Source organism: Coleofasciculus sp. D1-CHI-01 (genome assembly GCF_040218875.1).
Taxonomy (GTDB): Bacteria; Cyanobacteriota; Cyanobacteriia; order Cyanobacteriales; family Coleofasciculaceae; genus Coleofasciculus.
This window is the reverse complement of record NZ_JAVJQP010000143.1, coordinates 15,641-35,704: the sequence shown is the minus strand read 5'-3', so window position 1 is coordinate 35,704 and position 20,064 is coordinate 15,641. Positions and strand designations below refer to the sequence as shown.

General features: G+C 45.0%; 14 protein-coding genes and 4 pseudogenes. 6 read left to right on the top strand and 12 right to left on the bottom strand.

Going from position 1 to position 20,064, the window contains the following annotated elements:
• Nucleotides 1-78 precede the first annotated feature (78 nt).
• Nucleotides 79-1,098, bottom strand: a complete 1,020-nt coding sequence (locus tag RIB93_RS25435) for a histone deacetylase (protein ID WP_446376892.1) — start codon at nucleotides 1,096-1,098, stop codon at nucleotides 79-81.
• A gap of 231 nt (nucleotides 1,099-1,329) precedes the next feature.
• Nucleotides 1,330-3,912 (bottom strand): ATP-binding protein, encoded by a 2,583-nt coding sequence (locus tag RIB93_RS25430; RefSeq protein WP_446376890.1) that lies wholly within the window; start codon nucleotides 3,910-3,912, stop codon nucleotides 1,330-1,332.
• Between the two features lie 262 nt (nucleotides 3,913-4,174).
• Between RIB93_RS25430 and RIB93_RS25425 the strand changes: the two genes are divergently transcribed.
• The gene (locus RIB93_RS25425) at nucleotides 4,175-4,855 is read left to right on the top strand and encodes a response regulator transcription factor (RefSeq protein WP_446376888.1); all 681 of its coding nucleotides are present in this window, start codon (nucleotides 4,175-4,177) and stop codon (nucleotides 4,853-4,855) included.
• A 120-nt stretch (nucleotides 4,856-4,975) separates the two neighbouring features.
• Here the strand turns inward: RIB93_RS25425 and RIB93_RS25420 are convergent, their stop codons facing one another.
• From RIB93_RS25420 to RIB93_RS25395, 6 genes and pseudogenes are all read right to left on the bottom strand, one after another.
• The gene (locus RIB93_RS25420; protein ID WP_446376886.1) at nucleotides 4,976-5,311 is read right to left on the bottom strand and encodes an element excision factor XisI family protein; all 336 of its coding nucleotides are present in this window, start codon (nucleotides 5,309-5,311) and stop codon (nucleotides 4,976-4,978) included.
• 52 nt (nucleotides 5,312-5,363) lie between these two features.
• Nucleotides 5,364-5,459, bottom strand: a pseudogene (locus RIB93_RS25415) (element excision factor XisH family protein); the annotation flags it as partial.
• Nucleotides 5,460-5,564: 105 nt separating this feature from the next.
• Nucleotides 5,565-7,907, bottom strand: a complete 2,343-nt coding sequence (locus RIB93_RS25410) for a hypothetical protein (RefSeq protein WP_446376884.1) — start codon at nucleotides 7,905-7,907, stop codon at nucleotides 5,565-5,567.
• A 73-nt stretch (nucleotides 7,908-7,980) separates the two neighbouring features.
• Nucleotides 7,981-8,259, bottom strand: a pseudogene (locus RIB93_RS25405) (amino acid permease); the annotation flags it as partial.
• A gap of 406 nt (nucleotides 8,260-8,665) precedes the next feature.
• Nucleotides 8,666-8,938, bottom strand: coding sequence for a hypothetical protein (locus tag RIB93_RS25400; protein ID WP_446376882.1), 273 nt, complete (start codon nucleotides 8,936-8,938; stop codon nucleotides 8,666-8,668).
• A gap of 39 nt (nucleotides 8,939-8,977) precedes the next feature.
• On the bottom strand, nucleotides 8,978-9,658 hold the full coding sequence (locus RIB93_RS25395; RefSeq protein WP_446376880.1) for an HAD family hydrolase: 681 nt from the start codon (nucleotides 9,656-9,658) through the stop codon (nucleotides 8,978-8,980).
• A 242-nt stretch (nucleotides 9,659-9,900) separates the two neighbouring features.
• On the opposite strand from RIB93_RS25395, the gene RIB93_RS25390 reads away from it, so the two are divergent.
• A complete protein-coding gene (locus RIB93_RS25390) occupies nucleotides 9,901-10,764 on the top strand; it encodes a DUF4351 domain-containing protein (RefSeq protein WP_446376878.1) in 864 nt (287 codons plus the stop codon).
• Between the two features lie 177 nt (nucleotides 10,765-10,941).
• Here RIB93_RS25390 and RIB93_RS25385 read toward each other — a convergent pair whose 3' ends face one another.
• On the bottom strand, nucleotides 10,942-12,264 hold the full coding sequence (locus RIB93_RS25385) for a hypothetical protein (protein ID WP_446376876.1): 1,323 nt from the start codon (nucleotides 12,262-12,264) through the stop codon (nucleotides 10,942-10,944).
• Between RIB93_RS25385 and RIB93_RS25380 the strand changes: the two genes are divergently transcribed.
• Nucleotides 12,264-12,440 carry a hypothetical protein gene (locus tag RIB93_RS25380; RefSeq protein WP_446376874.1) on the top strand — a complete coding sequence of 59 codons (177 nt, stop codon included), beginning with the start codon at nucleotides 12,264-12,266 and terminating at the stop codon, nucleotides 12,438-12,440. The two genes, RIB93_RS25385 and RIB93_RS25380, sit on opposite strands and share 1 nt — an antisense overlap.
• A gap of 97 nt (nucleotides 12,441-12,537) precedes the next feature.
• Here RIB93_RS25380 and RIB93_RS25375 read toward each other — a convergent pair whose 3' ends face one another.
• Nucleotides 12,538-13,845, bottom strand: a complete 1,308-nt coding sequence (locus RIB93_RS25375) for an ATP-binding protein (RefSeq protein ID WP_446376872.1) — start codon at nucleotides 13,843-13,845, stop codon at nucleotides 12,538-12,540.
• Nucleotides 13,846-14,094: 249 nt separating this feature from the next.
• Between RIB93_RS25375 and RIB93_RS25370 the strand changes: the two genes are divergently transcribed.
• Nucleotides 14,095-14,349, top strand: a complete 255-nt coding sequence (locus tag RIB93_RS25370) for a YlcI/YnfO family protein (RefSeq protein ID WP_446376896.1) — start codon at nucleotides 14,095-14,097, stop codon at nucleotides 14,347-14,349.
• A 524-nt stretch (nucleotides 14,350-14,873) separates the two neighbouring features.
• Nucleotides 14,874-16,299 (top strand): annotated as a pseudogene (locus RIB93_RS25365) (IS4 family transposase).
• Nucleotides 16,300-16,328: 29 nt separating this feature from the next.
• Here RIB93_RS25365 and RIB93_RS25360 read toward each other — a convergent pair.
• Nucleotides 16,329-16,691 (bottom strand): annotated as a pseudogene (locus tag RIB93_RS25360) (DUF4915 domain-containing protein); the annotation flags it as partial.
• 217 nt (nucleotides 16,692-16,908) lie between these two features.
• On the bottom strand, nucleotides 16,909-19,332 hold the full coding sequence (locus tag RIB93_RS25355) for a GH116 family glycosyl hydrolase (RefSeq protein ID WP_446376870.1): 2,424 nt from the start codon (nucleotides 19,330-19,332) through the stop codon (nucleotides 16,909-16,911).
• Between the two features lie 80 nt (nucleotides 19,333-19,412).
• Here RIB93_RS25355 and RIB93_RS25350 point away from each other — a divergent pair, with 80 nt between their 5' ends.
• On the top strand, nucleotides 19,413-20,009 hold the full coding sequence (locus RIB93_RS25350) for a Uma2 family endonuclease (protein ID WP_446376868.1): 597 nt from the start codon (nucleotides 19,413-19,415) through the stop codon (nucleotides 20,007-20,009).
• Nucleotides 20,010-20,064 lie beyond the last annotated feature (55 nt).

Below are 20,064 nucleotides of genomic sequence, written 5' to 3'. Positions count from 1 at the left end.
GAGAAGCAAGCTACGTCCTTTGTAAGGGTTTGAGGTTTGTTTACCAAACTTACTACAGTACCGTTTTCTTTTGTCCGACTACTTATCAGTTGCTAAAGTCTTGACATGAGCAACAGCCGCTGCAACGGTGACAGGTAATCTGTAGCCACCTCCATGAGAAGAAAGGACTGGACACCTATATCTCTTGGCAGAATCTAATACAATTTCAGTCAGTTTGCAGAAATCAGCATTCGTCCAACCTGTTGTACATTTACCACAATCATCCCGATGTGAGTCATAACCCGAAAAAATAGTAATCAAGTCCGGTTGCCACGGCAGGCAATCTAGAGAGTGCTGAAAAATGTCGATGCTCTCATGTCCATCGTAAAACTTACCCGTTAGTCCCAGTTCCTCTAAAACTTCAACGGGAAAATATGTATTTAGGATAGGAATATTACAGTGTCCAACCGCTTCAGCCGCCGTAGTTGTCCCATATTTTAAGTCTGAGGCTTTCGCCATATAAAGGTCTACAGCACTGTGAATGCTAATGCAATAAATACTGGAATCATCGCTAAAAATTGACTGAGAACCATCCCCATGATGAATATCCCAATCAATCATCAAAACTTTCTCAAATCCTTGCACCTGAGCGTATCGTGCCGCCGCAGCCAGAGGATTTAAAAGGCAATAACCGTGTCCCCAATTACTGTAAGCATGATGTCCAACCATACTGAAGCAATAGGCACGTTCCAGGTTCCCTTTTTTCATCTGATCAATTGCTTCCATCATGCCCCCTAAACCATAGAGATATCCGGGTAAACCGTACTCCAAACCTTGGCACTCAATACTCAATTCAGGTAGGGCAGCACTCACCTCATCGAGTGGTTTTTCAAGAGCTTGTAATCCAATTTTTCGGAGATACTCAGGAGTATGAACGCTCTGGAAATTGCGCCGCTGGGCTTTTCTTAATGGAAGTGTAGGATATTCAGCAAGAGCTTGGGTAAGAGCCTGTCGAACTTGGTTGTAGTAGGGAAAAGAATGCCCCATGAAGGAAATTGATTCAATTGGCTTGGACGTACAGAATGTTTGTGGGTGTAGATAGGTCGCTAAATTATTCATTTCCCTAAATCAAGCACTATTCAAAAGTGGCTCTCTCTCGCTGAGTGAATTGGAAGCATGTCATCTTTGTAGGTTAGGTTGAGGAACGTAGGCGAAGCCTTCTCGTAGAGTAACCCAACGTCATCGTTAGCCTGTTGGGTTTCGCTATCGCTCTACCCAACCTACGAGAACATTTTGTGCAAAACTGACATGTTACCCGTGAATTTGTCGTCGCCTAAACTTCAGTATAAGTCATGCCGATGGCAAAGGTATTGTAATTGTCATCATTGTACCGACTCCTACTTCACTATTGACTGAAATCGTACCCCCTTGTATGTCTAGACATTTCTTGACAACCGCTAATCCTAATCCGGTTCCGGGAATGTTGCCAATATTCGTACCGCGATGAAATATACCAAACAATTTTTCTTGATCCTCTACAGGAATCCCAATGCCTGAATCTTTGACTTTAAATGTCACTGTGGATTGACTACAGGTTACTATTAAATCTATTTGACCCCCTATCGGAGAATATTTAATGGCATTAGACAGTAAGTTAATTAAAATAGAACGTAATAACTTCTCATCTAAGCAAACAATAGTAGATTTATGTTGACTCAGTAAGTTAATTGAGTAATCAGAGCCAGCATTTAATTGCATTTCCTCAACTAACTGATAGCAAAAACATTCTAATTCAACAGAGTGAGCAGTAAACTCCAATTTGCCAGTATCTGCTCGGCTAATTGTTAAAATATCGCCCAAAATTTGCGTCATGTTTTTAGCTGTTTTTTCGATACGATCAATATTACGAATAATTTTCTGATTTAATTCTTCGGGATAGTAATATTTCAGTAATTGAACACTGGCTAAAATGGTACTCAATGGTGTGCGAAATTCATGAGATGCCATAGAAAAGAAATTAAGCTGGAGTTGTCTTAGTTCCTGCTCTTGTGCCAGTGCCAGACGCATTGATTCTGCCTGCTTGTGTTCTGTAATATCTTGAGCAGTACCGAGAATTTGCTGGGGTAAACCATCAGCCGTGCGAGTGAACACCATCTCGCGACTATACAGCCACCGCCATTCCCCCGATTTATGTTGGATGCGATACTCTGTCTCAATAATTTCTCCCTCTTTAGCGGTGGCAAATCGTTTAATGGCAGTGGTACATTTAGATTGATCATCTGGGTGAATCAGATTTTGCGGAAATGTCGGTGCCATGGCTTGGATTTCTTCTGGGGAGTAGCCGATAACTTGAGTAATTTGTTGATTGCTGTAAATATTTCGCTTTTCAACTAAGTCATAAAGATACAAAGCGGTTGGCATCGCGTGAGCAATGCGTTGAATAAACCGTTCACTTTCCCGGAGTGCTTGTTCCCGAATTCTAATTTCGGTAATGTTGGTGGCGGCACAGGTAATGCCAACCACTTCTTCGGCATGGTTTCGTAGGGGTTCCACGGTTAAATCGTAGTACCGGACTTTGCCTTCTACGATAATTGATATCTCTTGGCGCTCACCTACTCCTGTGGTCAAGACACGATGTTTAATTGGCATTAGCTTTTGGGCATTTTCCGGTGCAAACATTTCTAATTCTGATTTTCCAATTAGTGCGTCGGTATTAATCCGACTCGCCGGATTATAGACCCAGGTGTAACGCAATTTTTTGTCTTGATTAAATACTGTGATGGGTGAGTCATGCAGCGCAACCCGAAAGCGTTCTTCACTAATTCTTAATGCGGCTTCTGCTTCCCGGCGTTCATGGATTTGCGTTTGGAGATCAGCGTTTGTCTCCATCAGTTCAGCCGTCCGTTCTTGAACTCTGACTTCTAGCTGATCACGGGCTTGACGCAGTTGGTATTCAATGGATTTGCGTTCAATTAATTCCGTCTGAAGCTGTTGATAGAGTTGGGCTTGGTGAATGGCGATGGTAACTTGGATGGCTAATTGATACAGTAAGTCAATTTCTAAGGATTGCCATTGTCTGGGTTGAGAACAGTGATGAGCAATCAGTAGTCCCCAAAGCTTTTCTTGTTGCAGAATGGGTACGACGAGTTTAGATTTGACACCTAACTGCTGGAGGAATTCCACTAAGCAGGGAGCCACGTCATCGGTTTCTGGGTTGACTACGGTGCGAATCCGTCCTTGACAGTACAATTGATGCATCTGTTCGGGAAACACTTCCGCCGGAAACGTTTGTCCGAGAATGGGTGCGGTATCAGGAGTGACAGATTCCGCTACAGTACTTCCTGTACCGTCAGACCAAATCCGATAGACTAATACTCGATCAACGCCCAGAAATTCTCGGACTTCGGTTACTGTGGTTTCGAGAATGGTGTCCAGATCCAGGGTTTGGCGGATGCGTTGAGCGCTACTGAGGATGAGTTGCTCTCGTTGCGCCATTTGCTCTAGAGTTGTTTCAGACAGAGGGCGATCGCGACTTAATTCTAACTCGGCTTTGAATCTAGAATGCTGCTTCAGGAGCAACCCACACAGCACCATAAGTATGGCGATGCTGAGACTATCCCCCAGAATTAGACTCAATTGGGTTCTCTGGATTTGAGTAACTATAGCCCCTAACTGCTCTTGTAACAACAGTTGTGCTTGCGCTGGGATCTGCTTCAAAAGCCACGGCTGGTGTTGAGCGATCGCAGAGGCGCTGTTGAGCTGAGACAATAAATCTTGCAGAGCATCCTGTAACTTGTCACTATAGTCCATCCATCGGGAAGTTTCCATCAGTTGAGTTAGGTGGCTATAGGACATGACACTAGCCCCTATAAAGATAAGTAATGCCAGACAATAACCACCGATAATAACTTTGATACCGATAGATTTTGGCATTTGAGTTCTCCTCCGAAATAACAGCAGCTAGTGCATCACGGCTTCAAATAAGCGGTTCCCCATTTAGATTAGGATACCTAAAATCCTGCCAGGGAACAGGGAATTATTTACATAGAACAGGAGCAAACGCTTGATATTTTTTACAATTCTTAACTCAGTTAAGCCAATTGATGTCCAAGTCATTCCCTCTCTGTTCTCTTGAGCAAGTTTATTTTGAGGCGACCTCGTGATAAATTCATAAAAGGGAATAGTATTTCTATAGGTGAGAATTCTTCTAGTCGAAGATGATATTTATTTGGCTGAAGCTTTGGCTGAAGCCCTGGCAATACAACGGTATGCCGTTGATACGGTTTCCGATGGAGAGGCGGCTTGGGTGCAAGTAAATACCCTCGATTACGACCTAATTTTGCTCGATATGATGTTGCCAAAATTGGATGGGATTCATTTGTGCCAACGCTTGCGTTCCTATGGTTATCAGATGCCAGTTTTGATGATCACGGCTCGCGATACCAGTACGGATAAAGTTATCGGTTTGGACGCAGGCGCTGATGACTATATGGTTAAGCCTCTGGATATTCCAGAGTTACTGGCTAGAATCCGAGCGCTACTGCGACGAGGGCAAACGGTTTCCCCCCCTATTTTAGAGTGGGGACAATTGCGTTTAGATCCAGGGACTTATGAAGTCTGCTACGGTGATCAAACTTTACGCTTGACTCCCAAAGAATATAGTCTTTTAGAATTACTGATCCGCAATGGACGACAAATCATGAGTCGGAGTGCCATTATTGAGCATGTTTGGTCTATCGATAATCCTCCGAAAGAAGATACGATTAAGGTTCATGTCAAAAGCCTGCGCTCCAAACTTCGAGCCGTAGGCGCTCCAGAAGATTTAATTGAAACGGTACACGGTTTAGGTTATCGTCTCAAATCTCTTTCTGAATAACTGCTTAGGAGTCGCTTTCACAAATTTTTATTACAACTGGAGTTTAGACTACGAACCCTGATTCAATTGAGCGACCGGGCCTTGTTAATTCGTGCAGGTGGGTCACCTCTACAGGTTGAATTAACCCACAGCAAACCCTGTATATTGCCTGACAAAAGGTTCATGAAACGCCAGAACAATATCCTCTTTTGGGACGCCCAACTTGACCAATTCATTGGCTATACCAATTTCTGTTCCATCATGCTGTATCCAAATTTTTCCATTTTTAATATCTAGATGCAATACGCATCCATACATCGGCTGGCGATTTTTCCAACCGGTATAAACAACCTGATAATGATCCCGTTCTTTGTCAAAAATTAGTTCTGTTTCTACTTCGTCATCCGATGGACTTCCTTTCGCATAGTCACTTAATAACTGTTGGATATAGGTACGATATTCTTCTATCCTTTCCATTCTAAAACCACCTCATCTTTAGGCTCATAAACCAGCAACCTGAGTTGAAACGACCTGCTCGAATTCTCATAGGATCATCGGTAATCACCCAATCCTCTTTTTCCAATCCGTTTTTAACGGCATCATGAAAAATATCTTTAGCCACTATCTAACTAATTGATAAATTTAGTATTTTTAGCTTTAATTGTAGCATGAATACCATCCCGACTTGCCGTGAAACGTTAGAACAATGCTAAGGATGATCAATCTGCCTTTACTCAAAACGTTTACGTTGATCTGACCAACGCTTAAGCCTATATTTATTCTCACCCGCCAGGACTAACGCCGCCGTTCCCCCATCCCCCAAATCCGCGATCGCAGTTAGTGATGTATTCCCATGGGTGGAAAATTCACTGTAGAGTAACGCCCCCTTCTCTGAAAATATTAATGTCCGAGGTTTATACTCCTGCGTGTTCGTGTCTGGGCGTTTGATATTCAGGGTTTGATTGGTACTCGCTGTATCCTCATACAAGGTTAAAACGGCTTCCGGTTCATCGTTTCCGGTTAAATCCAGAGGCTGTACTAACCAATGTCCGATCTCTTGCAGCATCATCGGAATCGTGGGTTCGACTTCAGGCGATCGCTTGCCACTTTTAACCAATTCCTGCCACAGTGTTGGTAAAATCGCCGCCACCCATTGCGGTTGCAGTTGGTTTAAATCGGATAAGCTAATTGAACCCGGTTCTAGCCAGCGCAGCGCCGTTTGAGAATATGCCATAGGCGAACTCTTTTCTCTATTGGGTAAGGCTTGTCCTGCGGCTAAAAGCTTGATTACACCCTCTTGATAGGACACCCCTTGAACCGTCGCGACGATCGTCTCCTGGCGTCCCTCCGCTGACCAGACGGCAATTTGCAGGTATGGATCAGTGTCTAAACCCAGATATTGCCAAAGACGCTGAGTTGCAACAACTGTGGACAATTGTAAATCGGTAAAGGGTGTTTGACGCCAGCGTTGACCATCATTAAAGGCGGCGACTTCTACCTGATACCAAACCTCTTGGGGGGCTTTTTGGAATCCTGAAGCTGGGGCGGTTAAAGTGACGGGAAATGTGGCTGTACTATTTCTGGCTTCCGGTTGTCGCCACTCTTCAGGCTTGACAGTTTCCACGGATTGTGCTGTCCCGACAATTTGACTTAAATGAGGGATGATGGCTGGAACCTCTGCTAATGCAGTATCCAGATAATCCAGGTAGGCATAAATTTGGGCATTATTGTTAGGTTGAGGCTGATCAGATTCTGATTCAGGGGATGGAAGTTGCTGCAACCAAGAAATGGCTTTAGTCCGCCCTTCTTGGGCGGCGAGAATTAAAGCCCCCCAAGTTTTTACGGTGCGATCATTGGGACTAATATTGAGGGCAGCTTCTACCCGTCGCCATAATTCCTCGGTATCGGTTTTAAGTAAATTAGCAATCTCTTGGGCGGAACCATTAACGGCGGCGGTTTGAAATACCTGTAAGCCATCTGTCCACCGTCCATCAATTAGATAGGCGAGAACTTGTTGTCCTTGACTTGCCCAGGTTTGGTTGGCTTGCGCCTCAGTAAATTGGGCATGAAGTCGAATTAAGTCTAGTTGCGCTTGGACTGTCGCCGACTCCGTGTTTTTCTGTTCTTGTTGCAATCGTCGATACGCCCACGACCATAACCCATTCCGGGCTAACATTAAGGAATTCCGATAAGTGGGACTATCATCAGCCCGTGTATTTAGTGAAATTTCGGTTAATTGAATTGGATTGAGGAGAAACTGGCGGGGTTGAACCTGGTACACCTGGAATTTCGGTTCTAATCCTACTGTTTGATTAATCACTAATTCTGGGGTGGATTCCCCGGTGACTTGTTGCCAATAAGGGGGTTTATCTGTGGGACTTTGCCAGTCCAGCATAACACTCAGGTGCATTTGTTCGGGGTTGTAATGGAGGATTTGTCCATAAGTTTTCGGGGATTCATCGGTGAGGCGAACTCCCCAGAGGTTAAACCAAAATCCTGTGGCGGGGGCTTTATTTTCTAAACGGTTAAATCGAGTAAAGGGTAAGGAACGAGATGCACTTCCAGTAATCGCGTCGGTGGAGGAGAGGACAAAATATTCTTCCTGTTCATTGATAGCCAGCTGAGTGACCAATTGGTAAGCAAGTTCGGCTTGCTGAAATTCGATGGGTTGATAAAGTCTCAGTTCGACAATTTTTTGGCAATTGGTTTGACAGTTCGGTTTAGATTTTAAGATAGGTAATAGAATAGGGGTTTCTCGATAGGGTTGTCCTGTATTGAGGGATACAAGTTCTCCCGCGATTAACCCATTTTGGCGCAATTCGTCGCGTATGGTTGCCAGGGTTTGTGGGGGTGAAGCATCAGCGATGGGAATCTTTGTCCATCCGGGTAAAATACGATTCAGCCAGATCGCTGCATTGGGATCAATCATCAGGCGAATCCCTAGCCATATTCCCCCAGTAACGATCGCACCCGTGGCGATTAATGCGGCGATCGTACCTAATGCTACCAGACAGCCATTGGCTGATGATTTTTTCCGAATTCGTCTGCGGCGTCTCTTTGTGACTCCGGACAATCGTTTCCCCCTTTCACCTACTGACACCTTATCGCCGATCATCGCTGCATTAAGTTAGTGATTTCGTGAACCTAAATGACCCGGTTATTTTGACATTAGCAATCAGAACCAACGCCGCGATCGCAACTCCAATACAGATCACCGATATATAGGGTATTGTTCCCCCTGCATTCAGACGCGCTACGATTCTTGGCATATCCCGCCGACGCCCCATAGCCAATAATACGCGAGATAACGCGATCGGGATAGTGCGTTGCGGTTGATGCACCTCTTCTCCCAATGTGGCAATTCGACCATAGCCAGTATACGCTACAAACATTAAAGCACTGCCATGGAGTAACGACGCGATCGCACTTTTATGTCGAGTGATCTACGATACAAGCAAAAAGAAATGTAGGGGCGCAAGGCTTGCGCCCAGAAGTATTTTGATGTTGCCCAAATCTTTAATATACCGTAGTAGGCTGGCAAGCTTAAAAATAGGGGTAAAATTTTTCTGGATCGCTACTCTAATAAGGGTTTTGGAAAATACTGGGCGATTCAGCGACTTTTCCCAACCGCATCAAATCAACACCTACCCATCCGCGCTATCGACAAAAAAAGAGTTTTGGCATCAGGGGGAAACGAGGGGGGTTGGGAGAGGGGCTTCTGGTGAGGGATTGAGCTTAAGTTGACACCAATGGGGTAAAACTCGCCCCTACAGAATACCTCTTTTATCTAAAGGTTTGAGTCTTGGTGGTAAATGCTTGGTTACTACGCCCCTACTTATCCATAGTATCTAAAGTCGCTTCCTGTTCCTTTAAAGCTTCAATACTGTCGCTCAAATCAACGCTATTACTAGACACTCGATTGAACGATAACCAAACGACAGCAGTCGTGAAACTGGCTCCTATAATCACCGCTAAAGGTAAAATAAAACCACTGTCAGTCATCGAAACTAATGGAATGCAAATCCCTAGCATTCCCGTAGCAAATCCCCAGATAATGGCAGTGGCTGCAAGTTTAAAGCCTGCTCCTTGTGTTTGACGTATCATAAGTTAACTCAAGTTATCAGACAATCAGTCTCTCCTCTGTCAAAATGCGATAGTGTTCATTTCCCGCCCAAAACAATGGAGTAAATTTTCCAGCTTGGGGTCAGTCAAATCATTAACCACCAACTTCGCCCCCGCCGCCATTAACGCCTGTGGTTCATGAGTCGTCGCCACACCAATCGTTAAAATTCCTGCACCGACGGCGGAACGAACGCCAGTTAAGGAGTCTTCAAACGCCATGGCTGAAACTGGGGATACACCCAATAATTCTAACCCTACCTGATAAGGCATGGGATCAGGTTTACCCTTTTCCAGTTCCTCGGCTAAAACAACAGTAGTAAAGTGCTTGTCTAAACCGAGAACTTGCAACATAAATTGGGCATTATCTTTCGGTGCATTTGTCACCACCGCCTGCTTCAGTTGCTTTTGATTTGCCCAATCTAACACCTCTAGCAATCCGCCTAACGGTTTCAATTGTTGAGCAGCACGTTTCCGATATTCTGCTTCTTTATAATCCCCTAACTGTTTTCCTGCCTCTAGAGACAGATGAGGTAATAAATCCTTGACAATCGCCGCATTGAGACGACCGCTAAAATGAGTTTGGTAGAAGGCGTGATCAAACTCTAAGCCATACTCGCGCAAGATATCTTGCCACGTCTGAAAATGGATAGGGTCAGTATCCGCTAAGGTGCCGTCTAAATCAAATAATAATGCCTGAAGCATAATCGATGGGGTGATAGCTGTTGCACTCCAGTCTACCGTTTAGTAACGAAATATGACAAGAACGATCCAGTTTCAGGTTAAGACTGACGTATCGTAATAAAAGGTGGGGTTTATCAAGATGGGTTTAGCCACTTTCTGCGTGGGTATCACCGATTACATTTCAACCAAACCCCTCTTTATCCCAAATCAGTATCACTGCGCCAAAGCTTTGATTTCTGCCAGTATTATTCACAATAAGTGATATGATTCAATCTCAACTCACACCGCCAAAAGTATCCTACAGGATTGAATGGAAAAAACTGCCTGATGATTTTCACTTACCTGATGAACCTGTGGAGAATATTTATCATCCCTTACTCGCATCAGCACTGCGAGAGATTCTAGAAATCGCTGGCTTTATCACCTCTTCCATGCTATTCGCCTCCAACTTTGCTATCTGCGCCACCGTGGATGGCAAAATAGTGGTCAAAGCACCAGATTGGTTTTATGTTCCCAATGTGTTACCTATCGCGCCAGAAGTTACTCGTCGCAGTTATACCCCTCATACAGAGGGAGATATCCCAGCCATTGTTATGGAGTTTCTCTCTGAGACTGAACAGGGGGAATACTCAGCGAAATCGACTTATCCCTATGGAAAATGGTATTTTTATGAGCGGATTTTGCAAGTCCCAATTTATGTTATTTTTAACCCCAATGATGACACATTAGAAGTCCATGACTTAGTAGCCGGACATTATGAACTGCGACAACCTGATGCGAATGGACGCTACTGGATTGCCGCAATGGGTTTATATTTGGGAGTTTGGTACGGCACTAAGGCAGAAATAACCTGCTATTGGTTACGGTGGTGGGACGAATCAGGAACTCTTTTACCTTGGGGAGTTGAGCGAGTGGAACAAAGTTTACACGAAGGAGTACAACAAGGAAGAATGCAGGAAAAGTTAGCTATGATTAACCGTTTATTGATTCGCCGAATTGGTGAAATTACTCCAGATATGCAATCACGAATTAATGGTTTATCGGCAACAGCTTTAGATGAATTAAGTGAGGCTTTATTAGATTTTACGGATATGACGGATTTAGTCAATTGGATTGAGCAGTATTAATTCATATCAAATATTCATACCAAATCCACCTTTATCACCCCCTTTTGCCACGGCGATTGAAATCGCTGCTACACAAATGTATGGTAGAGACGTTGCATGCAACGTCTCTACAACAGTTCGTTTGTCCTAATCGATGTGTCTACTGCTATAGAACGCAACATTGGTATTATTACTGGTTCAAGATGTAAGGTGAATAAAACTCGTGGATACGATGTCAGATTTAACTTGACGATCATTAAGTCCAATCAAGTCTTTAAAATAAATAGATGTTGGTTCTTTTAATGCTGAACTATAGTCTTTATGGAGTTGAGGCGTAACTGAGGTACTATCGCTGAAAAATAAAGAATCTCCGAGGACGGAAAGAGACTTTTGATTAAGGGAGTGAATTAAATCCTGTGACGTTATCCCTTTTTGATCATAAATTTTATTTAAAGCGGCATTATCTTCTGACACAATTGCTTTAAATGCCATTCGCTCATCCTGACTAAGCTGTTGAGTAAATGCCAGCAACTTCTGCCATTCTCGTGGTAAAAATACGGATAAATTAGGTTCAATTATGGGGAAGACTGTTTCAGTTGCGGTTAACTTCTGTACTCCTAGGGTTTGCATTTGCTGTTGCAGAGCGGCATAATCGGATTCTAACTGCTGTTTAAGCTGATCTAATCGCGTCAAATCTTGATTGAGTTGCTTTTGTTGTTGCTGTTTTTCAGTAACTTGTTGCTGCATTTGTTCCAATTCGGATTTGAGCGGAGTGAGATTTTCCTGCACTCGCTGTTGCTGTATCCGTAAAGACAAAAAAGCTTGATTCAGTTGCTCTAAACGTTGCTTTAAGGCTTGAATTTGGGTATGTAAGTCGTAAGCTTCGCCGCCTAAGTCTTGCTTACGGTGTTCCAGTTCGGCTAAGTCTTGACTAAGATGTTCGTGGTGATGCAGTTTATCGGCTATTTCAGTTTGAAGTTGTTCAAGTTCAGTATGTAAGTGATTTAAGCGAGTTTCCGCTGGCTGGAGTTGGGCAGTTTTTGCCCAAAGGGATTGATTCAGTTCGCTTTGGTGTTTCTCTATCTGCTGAATTTGCGATCGCAGGGTACTCACTTCCTCTAGGTGTTCCTGCTTATGCTGTTGAATTTCACTGATTTCTTGATACAGGCTATTTCGTTGGTTATGCAGTTCAGACACCCGACTCAGAAGCTGACTCCGTTCAGTTTGTAATGCATGACTACTGGCTTCGAGTTGATGTTGGGTTTCCCTTCCCTGGATGAGTGATTCATACAGCAGCCGTTCTTCTTCCTCAAATTCTTGGATTTGATTGAGTAAAGCGTTTTTGCGCTGTTTTTCTGCTTGGAGGCGTCGCCTATCCGCTACAGTAACGCCAGCATAACTTGCTACAACGGTAACGACTCCATTAACCAAGGCTTTGTTGGGGTTCACGAATAATCCCACACCCACGCTGACTGTAAAAGCAACTGTACCCAGAAGCATTTGATTAACGAGTTGGTTCATTGGTCATTCGTTATTGGTCATTGGTCATTGGTCATTGGTCATTTGTCATTGGTCATTCGTTATTGGTCATTGGTCATTGGTCATTGGTCATTTGTCATTGGTCATTGGTCATTGGTCATTTGTCATTCGTTATTGGTCATTCGTTATTTGTCATTGGTCATTTGTCTCAAATTTAAACGAAAAGAGGGCGGGTTTTGTTGATAAGTTATCGGTATACCCATCAATTAAATGGCTAAACCCGCCCCTACAATAGGATATAACTTTTGCCTCTTGCTACCCTTCTACCCTATCCAAAGGACGAATCCCTAAATCAGCGCTGAGAAAATCAACAAATTGGCGGGCGCTGCGCCCAGAACGCCCATTGTGGCGGGTTGCCCATTGAATGGCACGGGATTTTAAGTCGTTTTGGGGTAAGTTGATGTTGGCTTGCTGGGCTAAATGATAGACAATTTTGAGATAAGCGTCTTGGTTTGTCGGTTCAAAGGTCAGGGTTAAGCCGAAGCGATCGCTAAAGGATAATTTTTCTTGTAAGGTATCCCAGGCATGGATTTCATTATTATCGCTGGGATGAGGGCGATCGCCAAAAAATTCCCGTACTAAGTGGCGTCGATTGGAGGTGGCATAAACAACTACATTTTGGGAACGGGCGGTGACACTCCCTTCTAAGACGACTTTTAATGCCTTAAATGCATTGTCGTCTTCCTCAAAGGAGAGGTCATCTACAAAGATGATAAACTTCTGCGGTATGTCTCGCAATTGCTCCACAATTATCGGTAAGTCGTTTAAGTCAGACTTGGCAACTTCAATCAGCCGCAGTCCTTGATTTTTATACTTTTGTAATAACCCCTTGACTAATGACGACTTGCCTGAACCACGACTACCATACAGTAAAACATGTAACGCCGGATAATCCGCGAGTAAGAATTCTGTATTTTTAACTAACGCGGCTTGTTGAGACTCATAACCCACCAATTGAGTTAACTGAATCGGATCAGGGTGGGCGATACCAACCAATTGACCCGACTGCCAACGCAGGGCATGATATTGGGCAAATAACCCTGTACCATGGTGCCGATAGTGGGCGGCTAATTCCTCTAGAGATTCTGTCCAATCACTCTTTTGGTGTAGAAATGTGGGCTGCACTGTGTCCAGATTCCAGGAAACAGGCTGTGCTTCTAACTGAGAAGCTTTTTGCACCCACCGACTTAGCTGTTCGGCGCTACATTCAGAAAGATGTTGTAAGGCGTGTAAATCCTGTTGAGCCGCCGTGATTAGGGCTTCTGGTAAATCGTCCAGGGCTACCCGTTGTGCTTGCACAGAAAAGGGATTATCGTCTTGGAGAATTTGCCGAATCAAATAATCTTGCCAATTTTCTCCGTGGGCGGCTAACGTTTTGAACCAGTTACCATACGCCACCAAGCAAGCGGTTTGTTCGGCTTCACCCTTGCTTAAGGTTTGCAAAATATGGATAAAAGCTCGTCCCACATCGTTACGGAGAACGGATTGATACAGCAGCAGTGACGCGGCTTGGCGTTTGAGGAATTGGCTGGAGGCGTTGGCAGGTGTTTTTGTTGATGGCATGACGCCTATTTTAGCGGATTACAGAATACACAAGGAAATTTCGTTTCTTTCCTCAACCCAGCCGACAAAGGTAACATGCTTCCTGTTCCCAGCGTAATTGGTCGCTATCCTATGAAGCCTCCACTAAATTAGTGCCAACTGATAACTGATTCGTGGTAGGCGTTCGTTGTGGGTCTATGACTGTTGCAGACTGATTCAGAAAATAGTTACAGTAGTTGATATCATTTTATGATTGCACAGGCTGCAACTATGGAGCGAGAAGCTGTAACTATCCGTATTCCCGCAGATTTGCTTGAGCAAGCAAGGCAATTTCGAGAAGGCAGTGAGTCTTTTAACGAGATGGTTGTTGAAGCCATCAACCGCGAGGTGCGACGGCGGCGATCACTGGCAGCCCATCAACGCATTGTGACTCGTAGTGCTGAAGTAGAAGCCAAAACAGGAATTCAATCCAGTTCTGTGGACTTGATTCGTCAGCTGCGATCGGGTGAGCAACGGCGTGACTAAGTGTATCGACACCAGCGTTTGGATTCCTTATTTGATACCTGAGACATTGCAACCCCAAGTTGTATAACTAGCGCTCAAAGTTTAGATCCCCCTAAATCCCCCTTCAAAAGCTATGCATTACTCACATCTTTCTTAACAATTCAGAAGGCTGGACATATCTAGGTTTCAACCTAATGACGTTACATTTATTAATAGGCTCCCTCGGTAGTCCCTGATCCATCGTCAACGTCAGAATACGGCACACTGATAACAGGGTGTGGTAAAGTAACAGCTTTCCCTTGCATCCATGGGACTCATGGGACTTCAGCAACTTGGCTGAGACGATGTAACTTGTCCCCTTCCCATGTTTTGAGCGGTGGGTTAAAGGCAAGGCGATCGCACTCCTCAATCACAGCCGCAAACCTAAGCCCCCTCAACCCGGCAAGTTGTGGGTAGTTGGTAAAAAAGCGAGCGATTGTCTCCGGCACTGCGTTCCGTGCGATCGCACAAAATGTTGAAAATGTGAATTTGCAGAGGTAATTCAAATGAGCGATTGGGCAGCCGCAGAATTGCAATATGCCGACTTGGGGGATGTGCGCCGCAAAAAAAGGCTCATACGTAAGCGTGAGTGACTTGGCAGCCCAACCCTGCGCCAGCATACCCCAAGCATCGGGAAACTGGGCAGCGACCCAAGGGGCGTATGATTTTTGGAGTTCTCCTCATGTCAAAGCCTCCTCGATTGTTCAAGCTCACCAAACCAGTACTCTCAATAGAATTCAAGCCGAAGCGGTCGTTATTGCGATTCAAGATACGACAGAACTCAATTTCACCCATCATCCCAGCAAGAAAGGTATGGGTTATCTAGACAATAGTAAATCATCGGGTTTAAAAGTGCATTCGGTCTTTTGTAGTAGCGCTTCCGGAATACCTTTAGGAGTCTTACATCAACAAGTCTGGACAAGAGACCCAGCCTTTTTGGGCAAGAAACATCAACGACACAAAAAAGACATCCAAGATAAAGAATCTTATCGCTGGTTAACGGCACTGCAGGCGACTCAAACCCTAATCCCACCGGAAACAACCGTGGTAACAGTTGCTGACCGAGAAGCTGATATCTATGAGTTGTTGGCATTGCCCCGTCGCCCAAACAGTGAGTTGATCATTCGGGCTAACCACAATCGTTGTGTCAAGTCTACACAGCCCGAACCACAAGTACAGCGCTTGCAGCAAACCATTGAGCAAGTTCCACCAACGGGTCAACTTACCTTGGAATTGAGACGACATCCAGAGCGTCAACCTCGAATCGCCACTCTCACACTGCGGACTACCACCGTAGAATTACAACCCCCCCATACTCATCCACAAGCTCAACACCTTCAACCTGTCTATATACAGGTGATTCAAGCACTTGAAGTTGACCCACCTCCGGGTGTGGAACCCGTTAATTGGTTACTCCTAACCACCTTAGTCATCACTTGTTTTGAAGATTTGGTGCAATGTTTACGTTGGTATTCTTATCGTTGGTTGATTGAACGTTATCATTATGTTCTCAAGAGCGGTTGTCGCCTTGAACAACTGCAATTGGAAAGTGCCGATCGCATCCACCGTGCTTTGGCTACCTACACCATTGTTGCTTGGCGCTTATTATGGATCACCTATCTTGCCCGTTACCATCCCGAGCTGCCTGCCGACACTGTTTTAGAAGCATATCAGTGGCAGGCTCTTTATTGCACGATTCATCACCACTCTAACCCCCCTGACTCTCCTCCCAATTTAAGAGATGCCGTGCGTTGGATCGCCCAACTCGGCGGGTTCTTAGCCCGTTCTCATGATGGCGAACCGGGGGTTAAAACTATTTGGCAAGGTCTGCGACGACTCCATGACATTGCCCAGACTTGGCTTTTACTTTCCCCCAAAACTACTGCTTTTGTCAAGGGCATTCATGTTAAGAAAGATGTGAGTAATGCATAGCTTTTTAAGGGGGGCTGGGGGGGATCAACCACCGCCACATCATGGACATCTAAATCCCCCGTAACATAACCCACTTGCGGCACATAAAGGCAATCATACCCGTTGTGAATTTGTCCTGCTTCCAGGACATTTTCAAATCGCCACAACTGATAGAGTGAACTCAAATAAAGGGTGGAGCCATGAACACACAACCCCATACATCGCTCAAAGGTGCGCTCAAAGATTGATAACTGTCCCGTTGGCTGTACTCCAATAAAAAACACCTTCCCAGCTTGATAGGTGGTAAACGCCAGACTGAGATGTTGCTCTGCTAACCAAGCCGTGAATTGCCGGGAACCCGTTATTTCTAATGACGGGGAATTTGTCGAGGAGATTGGCGATTGATGCACCATGAACCTTGTACTCTCGATGAAAGCCACAAACGTTGTCCGTTATTTATATTAGGAGTAGTCGGCAACGAAAAATTAGCCAACAGGAAATCTTTACCGAATCTTCATACAGCAAGCTGAATTTTCTATGATTGGACAATTCCCGCCAATTTACCCCTATTGGTAGGATAATTTTCCCGATCGCGCGAACGAGATCCCGCACGAGGCGATCGCGTGGAAACTATTGACTCAACGCCCAATAAACTGCCCAAATTGCCATCGCCCGCAGATAATGACCTGCCCGAAATGTGCCAACCGGTGTAATCGCTTCCGGCGTGCGGAATTGTAACCCATTTTCATAGACTTGTCGCACTACTGATTCAGTGAGTTTTAAGGATTCATCCTTCATCCCCAATTGAATTAAAAATGCCGCTAGTCCAAAATTAATCCCTGTCCACACCTCCAAAGGATGCGTCGCATCGGGATATTCGGGAGAACCATCGGGTTTTACCCCATTCGCGGCACCGAATTGGGCATTATGGAACTTTAAAAAACAAGATTCGTAAACCGTTTTTAATACCGATTGGGTGCATTCAGCGGGAACAATATCCGGTAATCCTAATAATTGGGCATAGAATTGACCACAGAGTTGATCTGCCATCACCACATCAGAATCACTGTCGCTATCCAGGCGATAATATTGACCATTCCAGAGTTTTTCTTGATAAATGGGTTTCGCTTGTTGCAGCCATTGTTGATAATCGTTCAGGGTTTGTTGAATCACCTCCGGATCAGGTAGATCAATGGAAAAAACTAGGGTGGAATTGTCTAGGAGAATTTGGGCGATCGCGCTTGCGGCTTCTAAGGCGGCTAACCATAACCCACCACAATATGCGCTAACACCCTGCAACTGCCAATCATCAAACGTCTGATCCGGTGCGCCGGAGTTTTCTGGAATCCCATCCCCATCGTGATCAAAGGTTTTCAGATACGCCAACGCCTTGACAATCGCTGACCAACATTCGGCTAAAAATTCAATATCCTTTGACCCCGTAAACACAAAGGTTCGATATACCTGCAAGACAAAATCACAGGGTAAATCTTTCCACTGATTACAATCTTGATAACTGGTATAGTTTGTCTTTTCCCAAGGATGTTCATTTGCTGCACCTAAATCGTGAGGTGTGGCATCAGCAGCTTTGCGAATCGCTGTGGCTTGGTTGTATCCAATAATTCGAGGCGTATCATCACTGGTGGGAATTGCCCAGGCAAAGGCTTCCAGTACCGCTTTATCCAATCGCGACCACAACATCGCTAGGGCAAATGATCCATACAGGCGCACATCTAAACTTTCGTACCAACGATAATCAAAGGATTCCAAAACCCCGAACTGACCCACGGGATTCCGTTCATTTGCCGCACTCCAGATTGTTCCCCCAGCCGATAACAAATACAGTTCATTAAACAGCGCCATTTTGAACCAATTGGGTAAATCCTGACGCTGTAAAATTGGGTTTTGCCAGGATAAAATTCGCTCTTGCCAAAGGTCAGAATGTTTCAGGGCGGTGCGAACCATTGACCAAGCATTATTCCCGGTGCGCCCAAAGAAATCGGTATAACGGCGGTAATATTTAACCCCAGCCGCAAACTCAGTGATGGGAAAATCCCACGCCAGGATAAACGGGATTTTCCGGGTTCTTCCAGGGCGCAGTCTTACCCGTACCGCGATCGCGCCTGCAATTTGTTCTCCGGGTTCAGCAGGCGTTTCGTCTTGCACATCACTGAGACTTCCGTCACTGGCAAACGTATTCCACACCTGTGATCCATCGCCTGAGGGATTCCAGCGACAGTGATAGAATACCTCCTGACTGGGATTCGTCACCGTGGCGAAACAGAGTTGTCCTTCGCCTTCTTCAATCTCATCCCGCAACCTCACCCGATCTAACAGACAACCCACCCGAAAATTATCCACAATCCACTGATTATAATTCCCGGTGCTATTGCCCCAACGGGGTTGATACTCGTAAACTGGACTCCCATCATCCCGTACCTGAACTTGGGGATGCCTAATCGCGTTAGTAAACCAGCCCACCATATTCTGCCAGGTGAGCATAATACTTAAAATAATCGGCTGATCGGTGGGATTATGGGCAGTCCATTCAAACACCGCCACCGGATAACTGCTTTCCTGATAACAATCCGCCCAAATCGGAGAAAACTGTTGGCAAGTTAATTCCGTTTGAAATACATTTTCGTAGACAAACCAACTCCGAGGATAAAGGGCGTGATAGGTTCCTGTCGTGACGTTTGACGTTTCCCCAGTGGGATACCATTGCCATTTGCCCAGACTGCCATCTGCTGGGGGTTCGGTGCAAAGGGCATAAGCTTGGGCATCTTGGTTTTCTGGCTGTTCAAAGACGCTAAACTGACAAGCAGGCAGAGATTGAAACGTATGTTCTCCCCCATCCAGATGCCATAGATTAAAATCACCCCGTGAAGACCGACCCAGACAACCTGCGCCAAACCCACCCAAGGGCATACCATGCCAGGGTCCATCATCCAGATTACTGGCATAGCGTACAGTATAGGGATTCTCCCAGCCCTGTCCAATCGGACGTTGCCAGGTACAATCGGGGATAATTGGGCGCGGTGGTTGATAGATCATGCTTTCGATCTTACGGCGTAGTGGGTCGCTTGGACTATTTTGGATCAATCTTGTAGTTATACCAAGAAGAAAATTTAACCATGCTACTCCTAGACACGACAACCCTGAAACCGACCGCAGAACAACGTATAATTCTTGATGGCATAACCTGGCAACACTATATCAATCTTGCCGATATGTTTGTTGATACCTTCCCTCGCTTGACTTACCTGGAAGGCAAACTAGAAATTATTATGACCACCTCCCCCGAACACGAACGTCTCAAGAAAATTATGGCTCGATTAATTGAAACATACACCGAAACAAGAGACATTGAACTCAACGGTTATGGTAATACTACCTTCCGTAGAGAAGCCGCCGCCAGAGGTGCAGAACCCGATGAATGTTATTGCTTGGGTGAACTGGGAGAAGTTCCTGATATCGCCATAGAAATTGCTCTCACCAGTGGTGGAATTGACAAACTTGAACTATACCGAGGGTTGGGTGTAAGAGAAGTTTGGTTTTGGCAAAATAATCAGTTATCGTTTCAGATTTTGCAGCCAGAGACAGCAACGTATCTACAACGCGATCGCTCTGTTCTCCTCCCCGATTTAGATCCCATGTTATTAGTGAGTTACGTCAATTATTCTAACCAAACCCAAGCCGTCAGAGCCTATCGACAAGCCTTACAGAATTAGGGTTTGCTGCACAACTCCAAAACCCTTAGCCATCAATGTTTTGAGTGGCATTGAC

What these genes read in the sequence shown, in the direction of transcription:
- RIB93_RS25370 (WP_446376896.1), top strand. Translation starts at nt 14,095, where the DNA reads ATGGAGCGAGAAGCTGTAACTATCCGTATTCCCGCAGATTTGCTTGAG.
- RIB93_RS25395 (WP_446376880.1), bottom strand. Translation starts at nt 9,658, where the DNA reads ATGCTTCAGGCATTATTATTTGATTTAGACGGCACCTTAGCGGATACT.
- RIB93_RS25385 (WP_446376876.1), bottom strand. Translation starts at nt 12,264, where the DNA reads ATGAACCAACTCGTTAATCAAATGCTTCTGGGTACAGTTGCTTTTACA.
- RIB93_RS25355 (WP_446376870.1), bottom strand. Translation starts at nt 19,332, where the DNA reads ATGATCTATCAACCACCGCGCCCAATTATCCCCGATTGTACCTGGCAA.
- RIB93_RS25390 (WP_446376878.1), top strand. Translation starts at nt 9,901, where the DNA reads ATGATTCAATCTCAACTCACACCGCCAAAAGTATCCTACAGGATTGAA.
- RIB93_RS25350 (WP_446376868.1), top strand. Translation starts at nt 19,413, where the DNA reads ATGCTACTCCTAGACACGACAACCCTGAAACCGACCGCAGAACAACGT.
- RIB93_RS25420 (WP_446376886.1), bottom strand. Translation starts at nt 5,311, where the DNA reads ATGGAAAGGATAGAAGAATATCGTACCTATATCCAACAGTTATTAAGT.
- RIB93_RS25435 (WP_446376892.1), bottom strand. Translation starts at nt 1,098, where the DNA reads ATGAATAATTTAGCGACCTATCTACACCCACAAACATTCTGTACGTCC.
- RIB93_RS25400 (WP_446376882.1), bottom strand. Translation starts at nt 8,938, where the DNA reads ATGATACGTCAAACACAAGGAGCAGGCTTTAAACTTGCAGCCACTGCC.
- RIB93_RS25430 (WP_446376890.1), bottom strand. Translation starts at nt 3,912, where the DNA reads ATGCCAAAATCTATCGGTATCAAAGTTATTATCGGTGGTTATTGTCTG.
- RIB93_RS25375 (WP_446376872.1), bottom strand. Translation starts at nt 13,845, where the DNA reads ATGCCATCAACAAAAACACCTGCCAACGCCTCCAGCCAATTCCTCAAA.